The organism is Fervidobacterium sp. (assembly GCA_026419195.1).
Classification (GTDB): Bacteria; Thermotogota; Thermotogae; order Thermotogales; family Fervidobacteriaceae; genus Fervidobacterium.
Genome location: JANZZV010000006.1, coordinates 1 through 16,503 on the forward strand (window position 1 = coordinate 1; position 16,503 = coordinate 16,503).

19 protein-coding genes are annotated in these 16,503 nt (G+C 33.9%); 6 read left to right on the forward strand and 13 right to left on the reverse strand.

What is annotated here, in order from left to right; genetic code table 11:
• Positions 1-491, reverse strand: a 491-nt coding sequence (locus N2Z58_05775) for an AAA family ATPase (GenBank protein MCX7654165.1), incomplete at its 3' end; no start/stop codon positions are given.
• A 210-nt stretch (positions 492-701) separates the two neighbouring features.
• On the opposite strand from N2Z58_05775, the gene N2Z58_05780 reads away from it, so the two are divergent.
• The 6 genes from N2Z58_05780 to N2Z58_05805 all read left to right on the forward strand — a co-directional run bounded on the left by N2Z58_05780 (position 702) and on the right by N2Z58_05805 (position 4,211).
• The gene (locus N2Z58_05780) at positions 702-911 is read left to right on the forward strand and encodes a DUF6485 family protein (GenBank protein ID MCX7654166.1); all 210 of its coding nucleotides are present in this window, start codon (positions 702-704) and stop codon (positions 909-911) included.
• 182 nt (positions 912-1,093) lie between these two features.
• Positions 1,094-1,465: a transcriptional repressor gene (locus tag N2Z58_05785; protein MCX7654167.1), complete on the forward strand. Its 372-nt coding sequence runs from the start codon at positions 1,094-1,096 to the stop codon at positions 1,463-1,465.
• Positions 1,462-2,301: a metal ABC transporter substrate-binding protein gene (locus N2Z58_05790; protein MCX7654168.1), complete on the forward strand. Its 840-nt coding sequence runs from the start codon at positions 1,462-1,464 to the stop codon at positions 2,299-2,301. Before N2Z58_05785 ends, N2Z58_05790 begins: the two co-directional genes overlap by 4 nt.
• A 9-nt stretch (positions 2,302-2,310) precedes the next feature.
• Positions 2,311-3,030, forward strand: a complete 720-nt coding sequence (locus N2Z58_05795; protein ID MCX7654169.1) for a metal ABC transporter ATP-binding protein — start codon at positions 2,311-2,313, stop codon at positions 3,028-3,030.
• 4 nt (positions 3,031-3,034) lie between these two features.
• Positions 3,035-3,856: a metal ABC transporter permease gene (locus N2Z58_05800; GenBank protein MCX7654170.1), complete on the forward strand. Its 822-nt coding sequence runs from the start codon at positions 3,035-3,037 to the stop codon at positions 3,854-3,856.
• Positions 3,857-3,872: 16 nt separating this feature from the next.
• Entirely contained in the window at positions 3,873-4,211 is a 339-nt protein-coding gene (locus tag N2Z58_05805) for a hypothetical protein (GenBank protein ID MCX7654171.1), read from the forward strand.
• Here N2Z58_05805 and argF read toward each other — a convergent pair.
• From argF to N2Z58_05865, 12 genes are all read right to left on the reverse strand, one after another.
• On the reverse strand, positions 4,198-5,139 hold the full coding sequence (gene argF, locus N2Z58_05810) for an ornithine carbamoyltransferase (GenBank protein MCX7654172.1): 942 nt from the start codon (positions 5,137-5,139) through the stop codon (positions 4,198-4,200). The two genes, N2Z58_05805 and argF, sit on opposite strands and share 14 nt — an antisense overlap.
• A 171-nt stretch (positions 5,140-5,310) precedes the next feature.
• A complete protein-coding gene (locus tag N2Z58_05815) occupies positions 5,311-5,766 on the reverse strand; it encodes a hypothetical protein (protein MCX7654173.1) in 456 nt (151 codons plus the stop codon).
• A 29-nt stretch (positions 5,767-5,795) separates the two neighbouring features.
• The gene (locus N2Z58_05820) at positions 5,796-6,539 is read right to left on the reverse strand and encodes a hypothetical protein (GenBank protein ID MCX7654174.1); all 744 of its coding nucleotides are present in this window, start codon (positions 6,537-6,539) and stop codon (positions 5,796-5,798) included.
• Entirely contained in the window at positions 6,536-7,126 is a 591-nt protein-coding gene (gene yqeK, locus N2Z58_05825) for a bis(5'-nucleosyl)-tetraphosphatase (symmetrical) YqeK (GenBank protein MCX7654175.1), read from the reverse strand. Before yqeK ends, N2Z58_05820 begins: the two co-directional genes overlap by 4 nt.
• Positions 7,127-7,151: 25 nt before the next feature.
• Positions 7,152-7,433, reverse strand: a complete 282-nt coding sequence (locus N2Z58_05830) for a DUF503 domain-containing protein (GenBank protein ID MCX7654176.1) — start codon at positions 7,431-7,433, stop codon at positions 7,152-7,154.
• A gap of 42 nt (positions 7,434-7,475) precedes the next feature.
• The gene (gene hslV, locus N2Z58_05835; GenBank protein MCX7654177.1) at positions 7,476-8,030 is read right to left on the reverse strand and encodes an ATP-dependent protease subunit HslV; all 555 of its coding nucleotides are present in this window, start codon (positions 8,028-8,030) and stop codon (positions 7,476-7,478) included.
• Between the two features lie 40 nt (positions 8,031-8,070).
• Complete coding sequence (locus N2Z58_05840) at positions 8,071-9,066, reverse strand: L-threonylcarbamoyladenylate synthase (GenBank protein ID MCX7654178.1); 996 nt, start codon at positions 9,064-9,066, stop codon at positions 8,071-8,073.
• A 2-nt stretch (positions 9,067-9,068) separates the two neighbouring features.
• On the reverse strand, positions 9,069-9,962 hold the full coding sequence (locus N2Z58_05845) for a phospholipase D-like domain-containing protein (protein ID MCX7654179.1): 894 nt from the start codon (positions 9,960-9,962) through the stop codon (positions 9,069-9,071).
• Between the two features lie 28 nt (positions 9,963-9,990).
• The gene (locus N2Z58_05850) at positions 9,991-11,094 is read right to left on the reverse strand and encodes an ABC transporter permease (protein MCX7654180.1); all 1,104 of its coding nucleotides are present in this window, start codon (positions 11,092-11,094) and stop codon (positions 9,991-9,993) included.
• Positions 11,095-11,110: 16 nt separating this feature from the next.
• Positions 11,111-12,016: an ABC transporter ATP-binding protein gene (locus tag N2Z58_05855; protein MCX7654181.1), complete on the reverse strand. Its 906-nt coding sequence runs from the start codon at positions 12,014-12,016 to the stop codon at positions 11,111-11,113.
• A gap of 58 nt (positions 12,017-12,074) precedes the next feature.
• Complete coding sequence (locus N2Z58_05860) at positions 12,075-13,055, reverse strand: ABC transporter permease (GenBank protein ID MCX7654182.1); 981 nt, start codon at positions 13,053-13,055, stop codon at positions 12,075-12,077.
• Positions 13,056-13,106: 51 nt separating this feature from the next.
• Positions 13,107-16,499: an S-layer homology domain-containing protein gene (locus N2Z58_05865; protein MCX7654183.1), complete on the reverse strand. Its 3,393-nt coding sequence runs from the start codon at positions 16,497-16,499 to the stop codon at positions 13,107-13,109.
• Between the last annotated feature and the right edge of the window lie 4 nt (positions 16,500-16,503).

The window sequence follows — 16,503 nt, forward strand, 5'->3', positions numbered from 1 at the left end:
TGTTTGGCTTTATCTTTGTCTGATATGTGATCAAGTATTGGCTTTTCGTATTCGTCTATCAATAATACCACTTGTTTGTTGTATTTATAATACAACTCTTCAATCAACTCTGAAAATCTTCCATCATATGTATTTCTTTTCAAACTGATATTATATTTCTGTGCAAGGAAACAAATTTCATCATCAAGCGATTGTTTAAATAAATCAGTATCTTCTGTGTTCAGTCTGTTCATATCCAATCTAACCACAGGAAAGCTTTCCCAGTTCCATTTCTCATATATCCATGTGTCAATAAATAGTTCTTTCTCTCCTTTAAACAAACATTCAAGTACGCTCACAAGTAAACTCTTCCCAAACCTCCTCGGACGAGACAGGAATACATATTCACTGTTTCTTATCATTTCATACACATACCTTGTCTTGTCTACATATATGCACCCTTTTTCTTTTATCTTCCCAAAATCACTTATCCCTATAGGCAATGTTTTCACTACTAACACCTCGGTTCAAACTGATTTTCAGATCCGAAACAATTATATCACAATCGCCAAACTTCTACTATTTATGCTATGTTAGAAGATCCTTTAAGTTCTTTTGGTTGAAATCTACTTGCTGTAAGGTAGAAAATTGCGAAAAACTAGAAAATAGTGTAAAATATTACCAGAATCCGAGCTCTTAAAGCTAAGAAAGGAGGTATAAACATGGTGACTTGTCCATCTATTCAAAGAAACATTCAAAGTTGTACGTGTACCTACATGTCCTGCGACAAGAGAGGAAAATGTTGTGAATGCGTAGCGTACCACCGGAGTCATGGGGAAATTCCTGGCTGTTTCTTTTCAAAGGAAGGCGAGCGTACATGGGATAGATCGGTCCAAAACTTCATAAAAGACAAAACACGCAATAAATTGTAATGTACTAAACAGAAAAACATAAACTTCGGTTTCAAAATACACAATTGTATAAAGAAACAAAAGGTAGGTGCCAACCTACCTTTTTTATTTATTTTTTACTCTATTGACTTTTCCTGCTGCACATGATATATTTGCAAATGAAAATCGTTTGCAAATTTCTATATAAGGAGTGAAACAAAATTGTGAAGCTAACAAAAAACAGACAGCGAATTTACGAGACTATTTTTAACTCTAAAGTCCCGCTTAGTGCTTACGATATATCAAGCTTGTTAAAAAATATTAGTTTAACAACGGTTTACAGAGCATTAGACTACCTTCAAAAAGAAGGTCGAATAAAATATATCGTTATCAATGATTTCAAGTACTATTACTCAACCGAAGTGCATCAACACTTTTTTCAATGTATTAAATGCAAGAAGCTTTTTACGCTAAACGCCTGCTTTATACAGCCTTACGAGCAGTACATAGAAGACAACATGGGGTTCAAAATAACTGAACATCTTGTCTTTTTTTCAGGCATCTGCAAAAATTGCCAAAGGGAGGAGCAAAAATGAAAAGTATTTTTCTGGCATTTTTGTTATTTGGATGTATTCTTGTATTTCCAAAGGACATTGTTACAACGTTAAATCCATATTATCTAATAACAAAAGAACTTGTACAAGACAAACTAAATGTTATCTTGCTTATTAAGTCGGCAGTTGACCCTCATGACTATAGCCCGACAGTTAATGATGTTAAAATTTTATCAAATGCATCGTTGATATTAGCAAACGGATTAGAACTTGATAACAGGTATTTGAAAAACCACAAACGCGTGATTTACTTAGGTGAGCAAATCCCGGTTACAGAGCTTTTTGAAGGTAAAGCCAGTGAAGGTAAATACAATCCACACGTATGGTTATCGTTGGACTTTTTGATAAAATACATTGTACCAACAATAACCGAGAGCGTATCTAAAGTTGACTCATCCAATAAGGAATTTTATGAAAATAACGCACGAAAACTTATCTCTTCACTAAGAGAGGTCTCCAGAAAGTTTGATAGTTTGTTAAAAGGTTGTGATGGAACAGTTGTGGTTGTTGACCATCCCACGTTCGCGTATCTTTTCAAACGGTATGGTATAATGACACTTTCGATTGAAGAGGGACACGGAAAACAACCATCAATAAAACATATAAAAGATATCATTGAAACTGCCAAGAAAAATAGGTTGCTTGGAGTTTTTGTCGATCCACAATTCGATACATCCACAATCTCTATGATAATCAAAGAGCTGAATATAAAACCAAAAAGATTAGATTCACTTGGTTTTTCAACAAAAGTAAAAAGTATAACAGAGTTTTTCGAAAATATATATCTTGTACTTAAAGAAGCCATTCAAAGAAAGTGAGACGATAACATGGATTGGGTGATACGAGTCAAAAACTTGAGTGTCAAATTGGGTGAGACAAACGTATTAAATAACGTATCTTTTGAAGTTAAAAAAGGTGAATTCACTGGTATTATAGGTCCCAATGGTGCCGGTAAAACTACGTTAATTAAAGCTTTACTAAAGCAGATCCCATTTACTGGTGAGGTAAAGATAAACGGGAAAATTGGTTATGTACCCCAGCTTTCAACCTTTAACAGGGAATTTCCACTTTCTGTGTACGAATTTGTGAAACTTCCAATAATGAAGGAGAAAAACTGGCGGCAACAAGTAGATATTTTACTTCGAAAAGTTGGGTTAGAAGGTTTTGGTGAAAAACTTGTGGGTAAACTATCCGGTGGTGAGTACCAGCGTATCTCGCTTGCAAGGGCACTAATCAACAAACCTGATGTTTTGATACTGGACGAACCTGAATCTGGAATAGACGAAATGGGAAAAGCGAGATTTTACGATCTTCTCAATGAACTTAGAGTCGAAAAAGGTATAACAATACTCATGGTAAGTCATGATATAGGAATGATATTCGAAAAATGTACTAACATCATGTGTCTTAACAAAACACTTCATTGTCATGGACCAACTAAGGAAATAGAACCTTTGCAAGTGAAAAAAATTTTCGGCGAGTTTGATATATGGATTAGGTCAGAAAATCACTTTGAAATCGAACGCAAACAAATCGAGAAAGAGTGATAGCATGGAATTCATAAAAGATATCATTCAGTACGAATTTCTACGCGTTTCGCTTGTATCTACCATACTTACTTCTGCAATCACTTCTTTCATTTCACCGATAATTGTTTACAAGAAAATGGAATTCATCGGTGATGGACTTGCTCATGCAATATTTGCGGGTGTTGCATTTGCTGTAATATTTCAATTTAACATCTTCTTTGGAGCAATATTGGCAACAATTGTATTCGCGTTTCTGACTTACAAAATAAGCCAATCGTACAAATTATCCGAAAGTACAATTATAGGAATTCTATTACCTGTCTTTATGTCCATAGGTACCGTACTATTTTCAAAAGCAAACAAGTACACATCCGATTTACTTTCATATCTTTTTGGAAATCTATTGATGATTTCAGTCAACGATTTGTACTTTTTAATTGCAATAACCATATTTACAATAATATTTATAACAAGCAAAACATACGAAATATCTTACTGGATAAGTGATGAATCAATGGCAGAATTTTACGGAATAAACACGAAAAAAATAAAGCTACTAACACTTATTAACATCTCATTTGCTGTAGTTGCTGCACTTAAAATAGCTGGTGTGGTTGTTATGGGTGCATTTCTTGTACTTCCAGGTGTCTTTGCAAAGAAAAACGCAAAATCCCTCATACATGCTGTTTATAAAGGATTGTTGTTTAACATGACTTGTTCTATCGTAGGTTTTATTGTATCATATTACCTCAACATACCTCCAGGTCCAAGCATAGTACTTATCTCATTCACAATTCTTGTCCTTACATCTTTACATTTTGGAGAAGTCATAAAGACTTCTTGAGTGTATTGTAAGTCAAATGCCAAATTACAATACATCTGTTGGCTGTGTTGTTGCAGATGTTTTGTCTCCCGATAAAAATGGTGTGACAATAATAACTCAATCAAAAACGACCTTGAAGATAAAAAAGGTAGCAGGGGGGATAATAAAGATAATGATAGAGAACAGTGAAGTGATTTACATAATAGAGCGAAAGGCAGAAAAAAGCGAGAAAGAAGTATTTGGACAGATAAATGAAATTTGGCGATTTAATAATAATAATAATCGACATTATCATTTTTTAGCATATCGTATGAATAAAAAAATACTGCGGAATATTTTTCCGCAGTATTTTTTTATTCGTTTTACAAAAGCGTAGCTATTAAAACTGCCTTAATCGTATGTTTTCTATTTTCCGCTTCATCCCAAACTCTTGATTGTTTTCCTTCGATTACTTCAAATGTTACTTCTTCGCCTTTAACGGCTGGCAAGCAGTGCATGAATATTGTTTCTGGTTTTCCTGTTTTCTTCATCAATGCTTCGTTTACTTGATATGGCTGTAGTAATTTTCTTCTTTCGGCTGCTTTATCTTCTTCTCCCATTGATGCCCACACATCTGTGTAAATGACATCAGCATCTTTAACGGCTTCCTCTGGATTGTCTGTAAATTCTATTTTTGCCCCGCTCTCAGCTGCAAATTTCATGCATTCATCCACTAACCATTTCTCTGGTCTTAGTGTTTCCGGTGAGCAGATTACATAGTGCATTCCCATCTTTGCTGCACCAACCATGAGTGAGTTTGCCATATTGTTTCTTCCATCACCCATAAATACCATTTTTATACCTTTGAGTTTTCCAAATTCTTCTTCTATAGTCTGTAAGTCAGCCAATACTTGTGTGGGGTGGAAAAGATCTGTTAAGCCATTATAAACAGGTACGCCTGAGTATTTTGCTAAGAGCTCTACAGTTTCCTGCTTAAATCCTCTAAACTCAATAGCGTCCACCATTCTACCAAGTACTCTTGCGGTATCTTCAACGGACTCCTTGGCACCAAGCTGTATGTCTTGAATTGACAAGAATATTGGATGGCCGCCTTCTTCAGCAAAGGCCGTTTCAAATGCAAGTCTCGTCCTTGTTGATCTTTTTTCGAAAATCAGCGCGAGGGTTTTGCCAACAAACCTTTGATGCCTTATACCAGCCCTACTTTCCGCTTTCACTTGCTTTGCAATGTCAAGAAGATACCTAATTTCTTCGGGTGTGTTATCCATAAGAGAAAGAAGTGAGCGACCTTTCATATTTACACCCATGTTTTGTTCCTCCTTATTTTGATTTTGCGAGACACAAAGAATATACATTTCCTAGAAGAAATTTTCAACTGCAGAATACAACAGCATACGTTCGTATAATGAAGCATACGGAAAAGTTCTAAAAAATTTTTTCCAAAATGCAAGGGAACAAACCAGATAAACACAAGAACACTAAAAAGTGTAACCAACGGAGAATTCTATACCCTCAACTTTTGTGCTGTCTATAAGATAGAAGCTAAAAAGTCCAGAGTTTACAAACACGGAACCTAAGTAATATTTTGCACCTATTCTAACTATGCTTGTGATTTTATCAAACCCGAAGTCTACAATCGGCACAAGCATTCCACCCATACCATAAAGTGAAATAGTACCAATATCAACTTTAATATCGTATTTGGCAATACCACCTAAGGAAATATAGTGTTTTTCAAGATCTGAAAGAAATAACATAGAAAAACCACTTGTTGTGTTTGGAGCATTCTTGGCTAATGATAAGCTGTTAAATTCAAAAGAATACAGTAGCTTGTTTGAAAAAGAGTACATAAAACCACCGTTTATTTCAGAGCAAAACGAAACTACACTCACAAAAAGAAGAACAGGAACTATCCACCTTAGCTTTTTTGTCACGCATATCCCTCCTTTAGAGAAAAGATATCTTACTTTACTAATTCATTCTTTAAATCATTAAGTTTTTCTTCATCTGCATAAATACGTATATATGTTTTACCTCCAACTTTAATTTTTATTGGAAATTTTGTCAATGTTGGGACCTCGTAGTATCTAATGCTGAACTTGCCCAAGCTTTCGTATAATTTTGCTAAGGAAGCTTCAGTAATAACTGACTCCGGTCTTAAAGATTTAACCTGACTTGCTAAAAAGAAGTAATCTGTGAATTTGAGGCCACGCTTACCAAGGTACTCTACAACTTCTTCAGCATTCTTGACACCTAATTTTTTTAAGTAGTCTTTTTTTAGTGTAATGTTATATGTGTAAGTTGACTTTATACCAAGCAGTTCGGCGAATAACGTAGTAAATTCCTGCGAATTTGCACTTTGAGCACTAACATTTTTTGAAAAAATGAAAAGATTTATCGGAACATTTACAATATGGACTATTTTTCTTTTACCTTCGACAATAATTAGTTTATTTAATCTTCCAAGATTATTGCTTTTATTATCTGTGTTTTGCTGTTGTAACGAAGCTTCATAACTCAGATAATAAATTGACAAATTGTCCATACTGAATTCTTCTGAATTTCTGATTGATAAAATACGCATGATAAAGTAAAGTACTACAATAAATATCAAAACGGATAGAACGATTATAACCGGTTTTATATAGTTTGCGTCTTTTTTGCCACCTAAGTAAGATCTTTTACCAACTCTTTTCTTAACCCTCACTTTTCTTCCTCCTCCACCAATTTATTCCATGTTTCAAGTGTGTCAGGTAATACATAAAGGTTAAAACTTAAAGCGTATGTAATTTTGTTTTTTATTACTTCCTTAAAAGCTAAATCAATATCAAAAAATGCCAGTTCTCTAAGTTGATTAACCTTATCGTATAATCTTGTAAATTCAAGTGAATCGGCAAGGACCAGTGCCTTTGAATAAATACCAAATTCTGGATGACCAGAGGTGTGATATGCAACCCCCAACAATATATCTGTATCCTGAACACCGAATCTTTTTCTCAAGTATTCAGCGCTTACTAATCCATGCAAGAGTATCGGTTTTTTATCTAATAGTGTGGTTAAATTTATACCGTAGCACTTTGCCATTTTTTTCAGTTTACTACCATCAATATCTCGGAATAGATCGTGTGCAAGTGCCATAACTTTCAACTTATCCATATCCATGCTATATCTTTTTGCGAGCCGCTCACAAAAATCTACAACACCGTAAATGTGTTCAAAGCGTTCAGAATTTACAAGTAATTTTACTAAAATTTCAAGTTGTTTTGAAACCAACTCATAATCTGGTACTTTCATGAAAGCCTCCATTACAGAGTTTGTTTTAGAAATGATGTAAGTCGTAAGTAAATTCTTCAATTGTATGAATTTTTTCTATGAAACTTTCAATACTGTCCATTTTTGCTTCACAATCACTTTCAGATAGGGTTGCAAAGGCAATACCCAACATCATGTAGTCTTTTGAATCATGTCTTCCGGATTCTATTACCGATATTTCGAATTTATTTTTGAGCTCGTTTATAAGGGTGCGAACCAAACTTCTTTTTTCTTTCAAAGAATTAATTCCAAAAAGTCTAATCAATATGTTAGCATATCCAACTACCATGGTAAACTTTCCACCTTTGTTAAATGAATTTCAAGCACTTTGTCATAGTTCTTCGATTAAAATATTATCGTTAGTGTATATGCAAATTTCTCCAGCTATTTTCATTGCTTCTTGGACTATTTTCTTTGCATCAAAGTCAGTGTTTCTTAAAAGGGCGCGAGCTGCCGCCAATGCATATGGACCACCAGAACCTATTGCCGCTATATCCTCGTCTGGTTGGATTACTTCTCCTGTACCTGATAAGATGAGCAGATGTTCTTTATTGGCAACAATTAACATAGCTTCTAATCGTCTAAGTGCTCTATCAAGTCTCCAATCCTTAGCTAATTCGATAGCAGCCTTTAAGAGATTGCCGTTCCACTCTCTGTATTTGTTCTCGAATCTTTCAAGTAGTGTCATAGCATCAGCAACGGCACCAGCAAACCCAGCTAAAACCTGCCCATCCCCAATTTTTCTTACTTTTCTTGCGTTACCCTTCATTACCGTAGCACCGTACGTTACTTGACCATCTGCAGCCATAACCACTTTTCCATCTTTCTTCACCGCTAAAACGGTTGTTGAATGCCATTTACTTTCTTTGTTTGATGTGTAGTTAATCACGTAATTATCCAATTTAATTCACCTCACAATTTCAATTTTAATTTCCAGAGACAGCCTTTTTTATTCTGTTCATTATCGAGAAGAATATACCATATTCTGGTAGTTTTTCAATAACCCCACGTAAATATATACTTTTATCCAGTTCTCTAAAAGAGCGATAAAGATTCTGTGCTATGGTGTATGGTTTTTGTAATTCACCTATAACGTACACATTATCTGTATCCAGCAGGTACCTTTCTTTGGTTTCTTTTGTGCACAATATCAAAACGTCACTGTTTTTGTAACCAACTAAGTTCTCTGCATTTGTTATTTCAAGACGTTTCTCGGGTGCGTAATGTCTATATTTCATTCCAGGTGCCAATGGTCTTTCATTGTTTTTAGGTTGATAATATTCTATTTTACCAAAGAGTTCGCTTAGCTCTTCAAGCGTTATCGGACCTGGTCTGAGTACAAGTGGAATATCTCTTGTCAAATCCAAAATAGTTGACTCTATGCCAAATGAACATTCACCAGCGTCTATTATACATTCAATCAATCCATACAGGTCTTCGATAACTGCTTTAGCATCGGTAGGACTTGGTTTGCCTGAACGATTAGCACTTGGTGCTGCAATTGGGCCGGCACATTTTATTAATCTTTGAGCAACGGGGTGTGCTGGAATTCTGATTCCTACACTATCAAGACCTGCTGTAACTTCTAATGGAATGATAGGCTTTTTTCTCAATACAAAAGTTATTGGACCTGGTGTTATCTTTTTTACAATTTCCAAATACTTATCGTCTATGTAAGCAAAATTAACGATTTCATCAACATCTGGAAGGTGCACTATCAGAGGATTATCTGAGGGTCTACCTTTGACTTCAAAAATTTTCTTGACGGCTACAGGATTTGTCGCAATAGCACCAAGTCCATAAACAGTTTCAGTTGGGAAGGCAACAAGTCCTCCAGAACAGAGTACGTCACAAGCATAGTTTATATCCGATTCGTATACGTCATCCAATTTTATAACGACAGTATCAATAATCCGTTGCATCATCACCACTTCCCATAATATAGCATTTTAAATATAGCTTCGTAATTTGAAACAATATTTCTGTCTTTCGTAATCCAGATCATTTCAACGTTTCTATGAAATCCACTTTCGGTGTAGTTTGTTGAACCTGTTAAAAGAATATTATCCACCAATATAAACTTATGGTGCAACATTTTGCTACTCACAATTTTTGCACTTTCCAATGGAACATTACTTAATCTACTTGTATTGAACCATTTATCGGTTATAATTCTCACGTCTACTCCGTTACTTGCTTTGTATTTCAGCACTGCTAGAATGTTTATATCCGAAAAGGCGTAAACACAAACCCAAATTCTCCTTCTTGCCTTCAACAATAATTTTACTACATTTTCCTCAACTTTGTCTATTGGAGACACCAGAAAATCGTTAACTTTAATAACAGTACCATTATTCCAAAGGTTAAGAAAAAAGTCTCTAAACCTGGCTGAATAAGATTGTGGAAAGAACACCAGATCGTTCAAACCTGTTTCAAGTCCACTCATACTAAAATTTGCAGAGCCAAATATAACACCATGTTCATTTACCATAAACTTTACATGATGTAACCCCTTTGAGAAGTCAGTTTTTGAGGGGAGGTTAAAAACTGGTTTTTCTGAAATTACTCTCACGTCGACACCTTGTTTTTTCAGTTTTAATAGCTCGTTGGTAATTTCTGGGTGGCTTACATCAAGGGCGGAGACAAAAAGATATTGAACAGAACTTCTTATGAATTTCAAAACCTCTTTTGTTACTGGACCGTGTTCTGTGAAGTAAACAGCTGTAGCTTGTATTGTTGATATACAGATAAACGATGAAAGCACCAAGAATATTAAAAATAGAGTTTTTTTAGGTTTAAGAAGATTAAAAAGATCCACAAGTGTTCACCCTAAGGTATATGTTTTTTCATTCTTTCTGAAGCTTTTTTGCTCTAGAGGCAATTATTAAACAAGAAACTAAGATATAAATTAATGGTATCAAAATATGGCCGGATTCAAAAGAATTAAGCATTCTTACACCTCTCATACTGTCTACAGTGTAAGTAATAGGCATGAGTCTTGCAAGATTTTGTATAATTGGATGTGTGAATCTTAACGGTATATAAAATCCTCCGATAAACATTTGAACCTGGAAAAACACCTGTTGAAAAGCAAAAAGATTCGATGCTTTTTTTATAAATGTCATCAGTGCAAGTACAAATGATATCATAACAGCCGAAGATAAAAATAAATTAAATATAACACTTGGCAAATAACCAATAACATCGACACCTTTAAGGTATGCAACTATTGAAAGAATAAAAACACCAATGAAAAGTTCTATCACATTAACGATGGCACTTAGAACGTAAACCCAAACAATGTTGACGGGTGTTACCAAAAATCTCCTAATTAGTTTTCCTCGATGAAAATATTCAAGCTCATTCATAAAACCAAAAAGAAATGTCGAAAGTATAGCCATACCAATAACACCAGGATATATAAAATTATTATAATCGTATTTGTTATCGGCTAAAATGTGTTCTTCAAGTTGAACACTCTCAAGAACATCTAAGGATTCAAATATGCCTTTAACTATATTTTTAGCAAGCTTTGAGCTATCTCTTTGCGGAACGTAATAAATCTCAATCGGTATTTTTTTCAGTAATTTTGTACGTTTTAGTAATAAGGCAGTAGTATAACGGGAATCAAAACTTTCTGGTAGTTTAATAACCAAATCTATGTCACCTTTCTCAAGTTTCTTTACATAGTTTTCCAATTGATTGGTTTCATTTTGAATGTTCACAAACTCGACTTTGAACTGTTTAATTTTTTCAAACACTTTATGTAACGTATTGCTATAACCTATGATGTTTATTTTCATCTCCACGTTTTCTTCAATATTACCAAATATTGTTGTAAGTATGAGAAATAGGATAACAGGAAATATGGTCAACCAAAAAACAGATTCCTTCGATCTGATAAAAAGTACCTTGAAAAGCGGATCAAATAACGCAAAAATTTTATTCACTTCAATCCCCCGATTCTTATTCAATTTTTCTTCCGGTTAGCTTTAGGAAAACATCTTCAAGTGTTGGATGACGAACAACAAAATTGTATACCCCATTTTTAAGCAGCAATTCTATCGTTTTTACAGAATCCGAAACGTACACATAAGCGTATTCACCTGCGATTATGACTTCTTGTTCAAATTCATAATTATTCTCAAAAATAGCAGCATATTCTTTTGGAAATTCAATTATAGAGTTTAAACCCGAGGAGACAATAAGCTCATACGGTGAGCCACTTGCTATAATTTTACCATGGTCCATTATGTAAACTTTGTCTGAAAGTTGGTGGGCTTCGTCCATATAATGTGTGGTCAATACTATAGATTTTCCAAGATCTTTAAACCGCAAGATAATGTCCCACAAGTGTCTACGTGCATGTGGATCTAAACCAACTGTTGGCTCATCAAGAAAAATTATGTCTGGGTCATTTACAAAAGCCAGAGCAACGGCAAGCCTTTGTCTTTGTCCACCCGAAAGTTGTTTAACAAGTGCTTTCTTTTTGTCTGACAACTCGAATAAATCGAGAACCTCTTGAATCGGTAATTTTCTAGAGTAGAGGGAAGTAAACAATTTCAAAGTTTCAATTACGGTCAAATCTTCAAAAAGAAAGTTCTCTTGAAAACATACTCCTATTCTATCTTTTACGTGTTTGTTTAAAGTATCGAACTTTCCAAAGTATGTTATTTCTCCATCATCTTTTTGTCTAAGTCCCTCGATAATTTCAATAGTGGTTGTCTTGCCAGCACCGTTTGGTCCAAGTATTGAGATAATTTGTCCTGGAAAGAGTTCGAAAGAGATACCATCTACAGCTTTAACTGAAGAATAGTATTTTTTCAAATTTGTTACCTGTAACACGGGAACTAATTGAGATTCACTCTTCAAAGATGCCACCTCACAGTTTTTTAAAATAAATTAAAGTTTACATTTTAGTAGTAAAAAATCAGACAGAAGGTTTTAAAAATTTTTTCGTTGCATACGCACCGAGTAGTAGACCAGAAACTATAAAAAGCACATTAAGTGAGAAAAAATTAATGTTGCTTATCGATTCTATCCCGTAAACTTTCTGGAAGAGTATGTGAACGTATCTTGGTGGCATGAGGTAAGAAAGAATTCTAAGAGACGTAGGCAAGAACGAGATTGGAAAATACACACCTGAGAAAAATATGAAAATTGTATAAAGAAGTGAAGATATACTTTGAGCTGACTTTGCAAATAACAAACTCAATAGTACTCCGATAGATAAATTAAGCATGACAGCAGATATTACAACCATTAAAAACAAAGGTAGATGATCGAATTTAACAAATAAATCTACCTTGTAGACAATTTTTGAAAGAAAGAGAATCAATATAGATGAAATAAGCCCAGTTAAAATTTGCGCACCCGAGCAGCTTAGTAAGAGAACCAATGAATTGACAGGTGTGGTTGCAAAACGCTTAAAAAGTCCATATCTGACGTAATTGGAAAATATACTTACACCTGCGTTCATACCAATAGAAAGCAAAGATATTGCCATTACTCCTATCATTATGTATTCAAGTTCATTCAGCTCTCTACGAAATTTCACAGACCTGTCCGTTATATCAAACACGCTACTTGTAGATTTTGCACTTAAGTATTTGTTTCTAAATAAAAATAACTCTGGTTCAGATTGTGAGATTGTGTTCAAATAATAAATATCTATCTTGCCATTTTTCGCAATAACAACAATATCTGCTTTCATTTTTTTTATGTCTTGCAAACCATATGGCTCTTGGCTGAGCTTAGTCCATGATTTATTCTCCATGTAAAGTTCTCTATCTGAATAATATAACACTTTTGAACCGCTACCCTCCGTTCCAAAAATAGACCCAAATAAAAGCATAAAAACAATCGGAAGAATCAGATTGAGAACTAATGTAAACTTGTTTCTAAAATTCATGACAAGAAATGAATAAAACAATATTCATCGACTCCTTTCAGATAAGTTATCTCATTTAAAGATTCCAACAAGAGCAATTATAATTGCTATAATACTTATTAGTATCAAAATATTTTGTGTACTTTGCATTCTTGCACGTTCTTGGCTTGATTTTTCAAGTTCTTGTTCCAAATACTTTGTTTTCTCTTCAAGCATTTTGATTCTATTAGCAGTTGTAGAAGCTTCATCTTTGTAGGATACTATGTGCAGATTTATAGTGTTATTCGATTTTTCTATTTGTTGTTCCAAGTTTTGGGTTTTTTCCTCGAGTGTCTTGATACGATCTGTGGCACTCGATAATTCTCCTCTGTATGAAACTAAGGTATTGTTTGTTTTTTCTACCTGTTGCTCTAAGTTTTGGGTTCTATTTTCAAAACTGTCTTCAAGTGTCTTAATGCGATTCAAAATGTTTGATACCTCTTCTTTGTACGAAACTAAATTGTTGTTCGATTTTCGTATTTGTTCTTCCAAGTTTTTGGTTTTATCTTCAAGCGCCTGAATACGATTTAAAATACTCAGCACTTCTGCTTTGTAAGAGGATAATGTGTCATTTGATTTTTCTATTTGCTTTTCTGAATTTTCAACTTTTTCTTCGAGAGCTCTGATTTTGTTTAGAATGGCAGATAAATCTTCTTTGTAAGTGATTGCTAAGTTTTTTAGGTTGATGTCCTGCTCTTTGAAACTGGTAGTTAAAACATTTGTTTTTTGTTCAAGTGTTTCTATAATTTTTGAATTGTTGTCTTGTAGGTTCAAAAGTTGCTGGATTGAATTTTCCAAATCTTTCTTCAATATGGACAATTTTTCGTTAAGCGAATCAAACTGTGTTCCTGAATGTTGCTGTAAATCGTTTAGTTGCTGTAGGTATCTTGCGTTTTCACTCTCAATTTCGTCAACTTTCATGGTAAGAATTTTTTCAAGTCTCTGGATTTCATTCGGAATTTTTTCAGAAAAGTAAGAGGTTTGAAGTTCCTTTACCTTAGTTATTTCCGATTCGAGAAAAATTGTCTTTTCCATAAGCTGTGTTAGGATATTTCTTAATTGCTCCAGATCCTTGTTTGGATACGAAAATTCATTAGTTTTTTTCTCTAAAGTGTAAAGCCTATTTTCCAATTCAGAGTTACGGATTTCAAGTTGGTTCAACTTATTCCTAATCTCTTTTTCTAAAGGAAGCGAGCTGAGTGTTTCTTCGGAAGTCTGATAGGTTTTGGCCAAACTGTCAAGTCTTTCTGCGATGAACTTGACTTCACTTTTTAAGCTATCTATATTTTTCATGAGATCTTCATTTAAGGCGTAACTTTTATTACTAATACCTTCAATTTTTGCATTAATTTCTTCGAGTTTAATTTTCAAGTTTTCTTTTTCAATTGTTGAAAGTTTGTTTTCTAAATTATCAGACTTATCTTTCAAAGACTTCATAGATATCTTGATATTTTCTAAGTCGCGGAGAAGCTCGTTTTGTTTATTTTGTAAATCATTTATTACCTTTTCGTATTTTATAGAGTTATCAGTCTGTAAATTTCCAGCTTCCTTTACCATCTTTTCCAAGTCTAACAACATTGAAAGTATTTTTTGAACATTTTGGTTTGTAGAATTAAGCTGAGATGTTGTAACTCTTTTTTGAACTTCTTCTTCAAGTTTTTTTACTTTGCCTTTTAAATCCGTTACATCTGCTTCTAAAAGAGTCAAAGCTGTGCTCTGTGATATTTTTGATGTCTCATTGATCAGGTTATTCAACTTTTCATTAATTGAATCTATCTTCTTTGAAAGATTTTGGGTGTATTGCGATAGTTCGGATATCTGTTTGTTCTTATCTTCCACGTTTTTAATCAACTCGCTTATATAAGATTCATCAATTTGAGCAAATTTTAACTGACTAAGTACTTCTTTCAAGGCTTCGAATTCTTTTCTTATCTGTTGTATATCATTTTTTGTGGAAGTTTCATTAATATTTGCGACCATCGTTTCTAAGTTCCTAAGTTTTGAGTTTATACTCTCGATTTCTTTTTCCAGTTGGCTTATTTGCTCGACAGATTCTAATACCATCAAAAACTCAGCAGATGAGTATATTTTTTCTCTCACTTGTTCAACCAATTTCTCTATATCTAAAATCACTGTTTGATTCTTAGACTTGTCGTCGTATGATTTCTCGGGTTCGTTTTTTCGACTTTCGGAAAGGAGTTTGTCTAATTTTACTTTAAGCTCTTCAATCTTTATTTCCAAGTCACTATCTTTGTCTATCAAAGTGCTGCTTAGGGTTCGTACACGTTCTAAATCCGATTCGATTTTCTTTATTTTATCTGCGTGTTCATTTGTTATGGTAGTAACATTGTAAAGATTCTTAAGTTCAATTCTTAGGTTATCTAAGATACTGAAAACGCTGCTGATTTTTTTCTCCATTTCTGCTAAACCACTATCTTCGTACGAACTTAGACTTATTTTTTTAAGGTTATCAATTTCCCCTTTAAGTTTGTTCACTTCGCTTTTTATTTCATTCAATTGTTCTTGAAGAGTTTTCACATATCTAAGTTGATCTGTTAAACTATCAATCTTTGCGTTTATTGATTTTATCTCTTCGTTATAACTCAGAGCAATAGCCTTTTCTTCAACAACGTTGGTAGGAAAACCTGCCAAATTGCTGGTCTGTATAGAATTTAAAATTTCCTGGTATTTATCTTCCAATAGTTTCATCTTTTTTCTAAGTTCTTCATCAGTACTTATCAATGATTGTATTTCGCTTTTCAGTAACAATACATTCCTGTTCAACGCCTCTTCGACGCCTTTTACCTTTGCCTCAATGTTTGTGAAAAGTAACGAAGACTGTTGGTAGTTGTTCTCTATCTCTTTAACTTTGTTCATTAGTGATGAATACTTTGAGTTCAAGCTTTCTACGAGAGATTTAAGGCTGTCATAGTTCTTCTTTCCTTCGTTTACATCTCCAGCAATTTTGTCAGTTCTACTGCTTAAATTATTTATATCGTTAGTAAGTTTTTTAACATCTTTTGAGAGTGATTCAATATAAGCTTTTAAAGAATTAATTTCCGAAGAAAGCTCTTTAATCTGAGAATCGAAAGTAGTAGAGGGTGTTTGGGATGGTAATTTTGAAGAAAGTTGGCCAGCCATTTTTGCTTCGAGACTTTCTATTTTGCTTTTTAGCTCGTTTACTTTGATGTCAAAGGAGTAGTAAAGTCTGTACATTAAAAGTGCAACTTGAAATCTTGTTGTTGCTTCGTTACCTCTGTAAGTACCATCTGGAAATCCACTTACTATGCCAAGCCTTGTTAAGAATTCTACAGCTTCGTATGCCCAATGAGATTGTGGCACGTCTTTGTAAGTATCAGCATAAGATGAGTTTGAAGTAAATACCAGAATTAAACCAACACAAATAATTATAAGCGCTTTTTTCATGTTG

Excerpts from the sequence above, each read along its gene's own strand:
- N2Z58_05860 (MCX7654182.1), bottom strand. The coding sequence starts at position 13,055 with ATGAATTTTAGAAACAAGTTTACATTAGTTCTCAATCTGATTCTTCCG.
- N2Z58_05795 (MCX7654169.1), top strand. The coding sequence starts at position 2,311 with ATGGATTGGGTGATACGAGTCAAAAACTTGAGTGTCAAATTGGGTGAG.
- argF (MCX7654172.1), bottom strand. The coding sequence starts at position 5,139 with ATGGGTGTAAATATGAAAGGTCGCTCACTTCTTTCTCTTATGGATAAC.
- yqeK (MCX7654175.1), bottom strand. The coding sequence starts at position 7,126 with ATGAAAGTACCAGATTATGAGTTGGTTTCAAAACAACTTGAAATTTTA.
- N2Z58_05790 (MCX7654168.1), top strand. The coding sequence starts at position 1,462 with ATGAAAAGTATTTTTCTGGCATTTTTGTTATTTGGATGTATTCTTGTA.
- N2Z58_05865 (MCX7654183.1), bottom strand. The coding sequence starts at position 16,499 with ATGAAAAAAGCGCTTATAATTATTTGTGTTGGTTTAATTCTGGTATTT.
- N2Z58_05840 (MCX7654178.1), bottom strand. The coding sequence starts at position 9,066 with ATGCAACGGATTATTGATACTGTCGTTATAAAATTGGATGACGTATAC.
- N2Z58_05805 (MCX7654171.1), top strand. The coding sequence starts at position 3,873 with ATGCCAAATTACAATACATCTGTTGGCTGTGTTGTTGCAGATGTTTTG.
- N2Z58_05830 (MCX7654176.1), bottom strand. The coding sequence starts at position 7,433 with ATGGTAGTTGGATATGCTAACATATTGATTAGACTTTTTGGAATTAAT.
- N2Z58_05800 (MCX7654170.1), top strand. The coding sequence starts at position 3,035 with ATGGAATTCATAAAAGATATCATTCAGTACGAATTTCTACGCGTTTCG.
- N2Z58_05780 (MCX7654166.1), top strand. The coding sequence starts at position 702 with ATGGTGACTTGTCCATCTATTCAAAGAAACATTCAAAGTTGTACGTGT.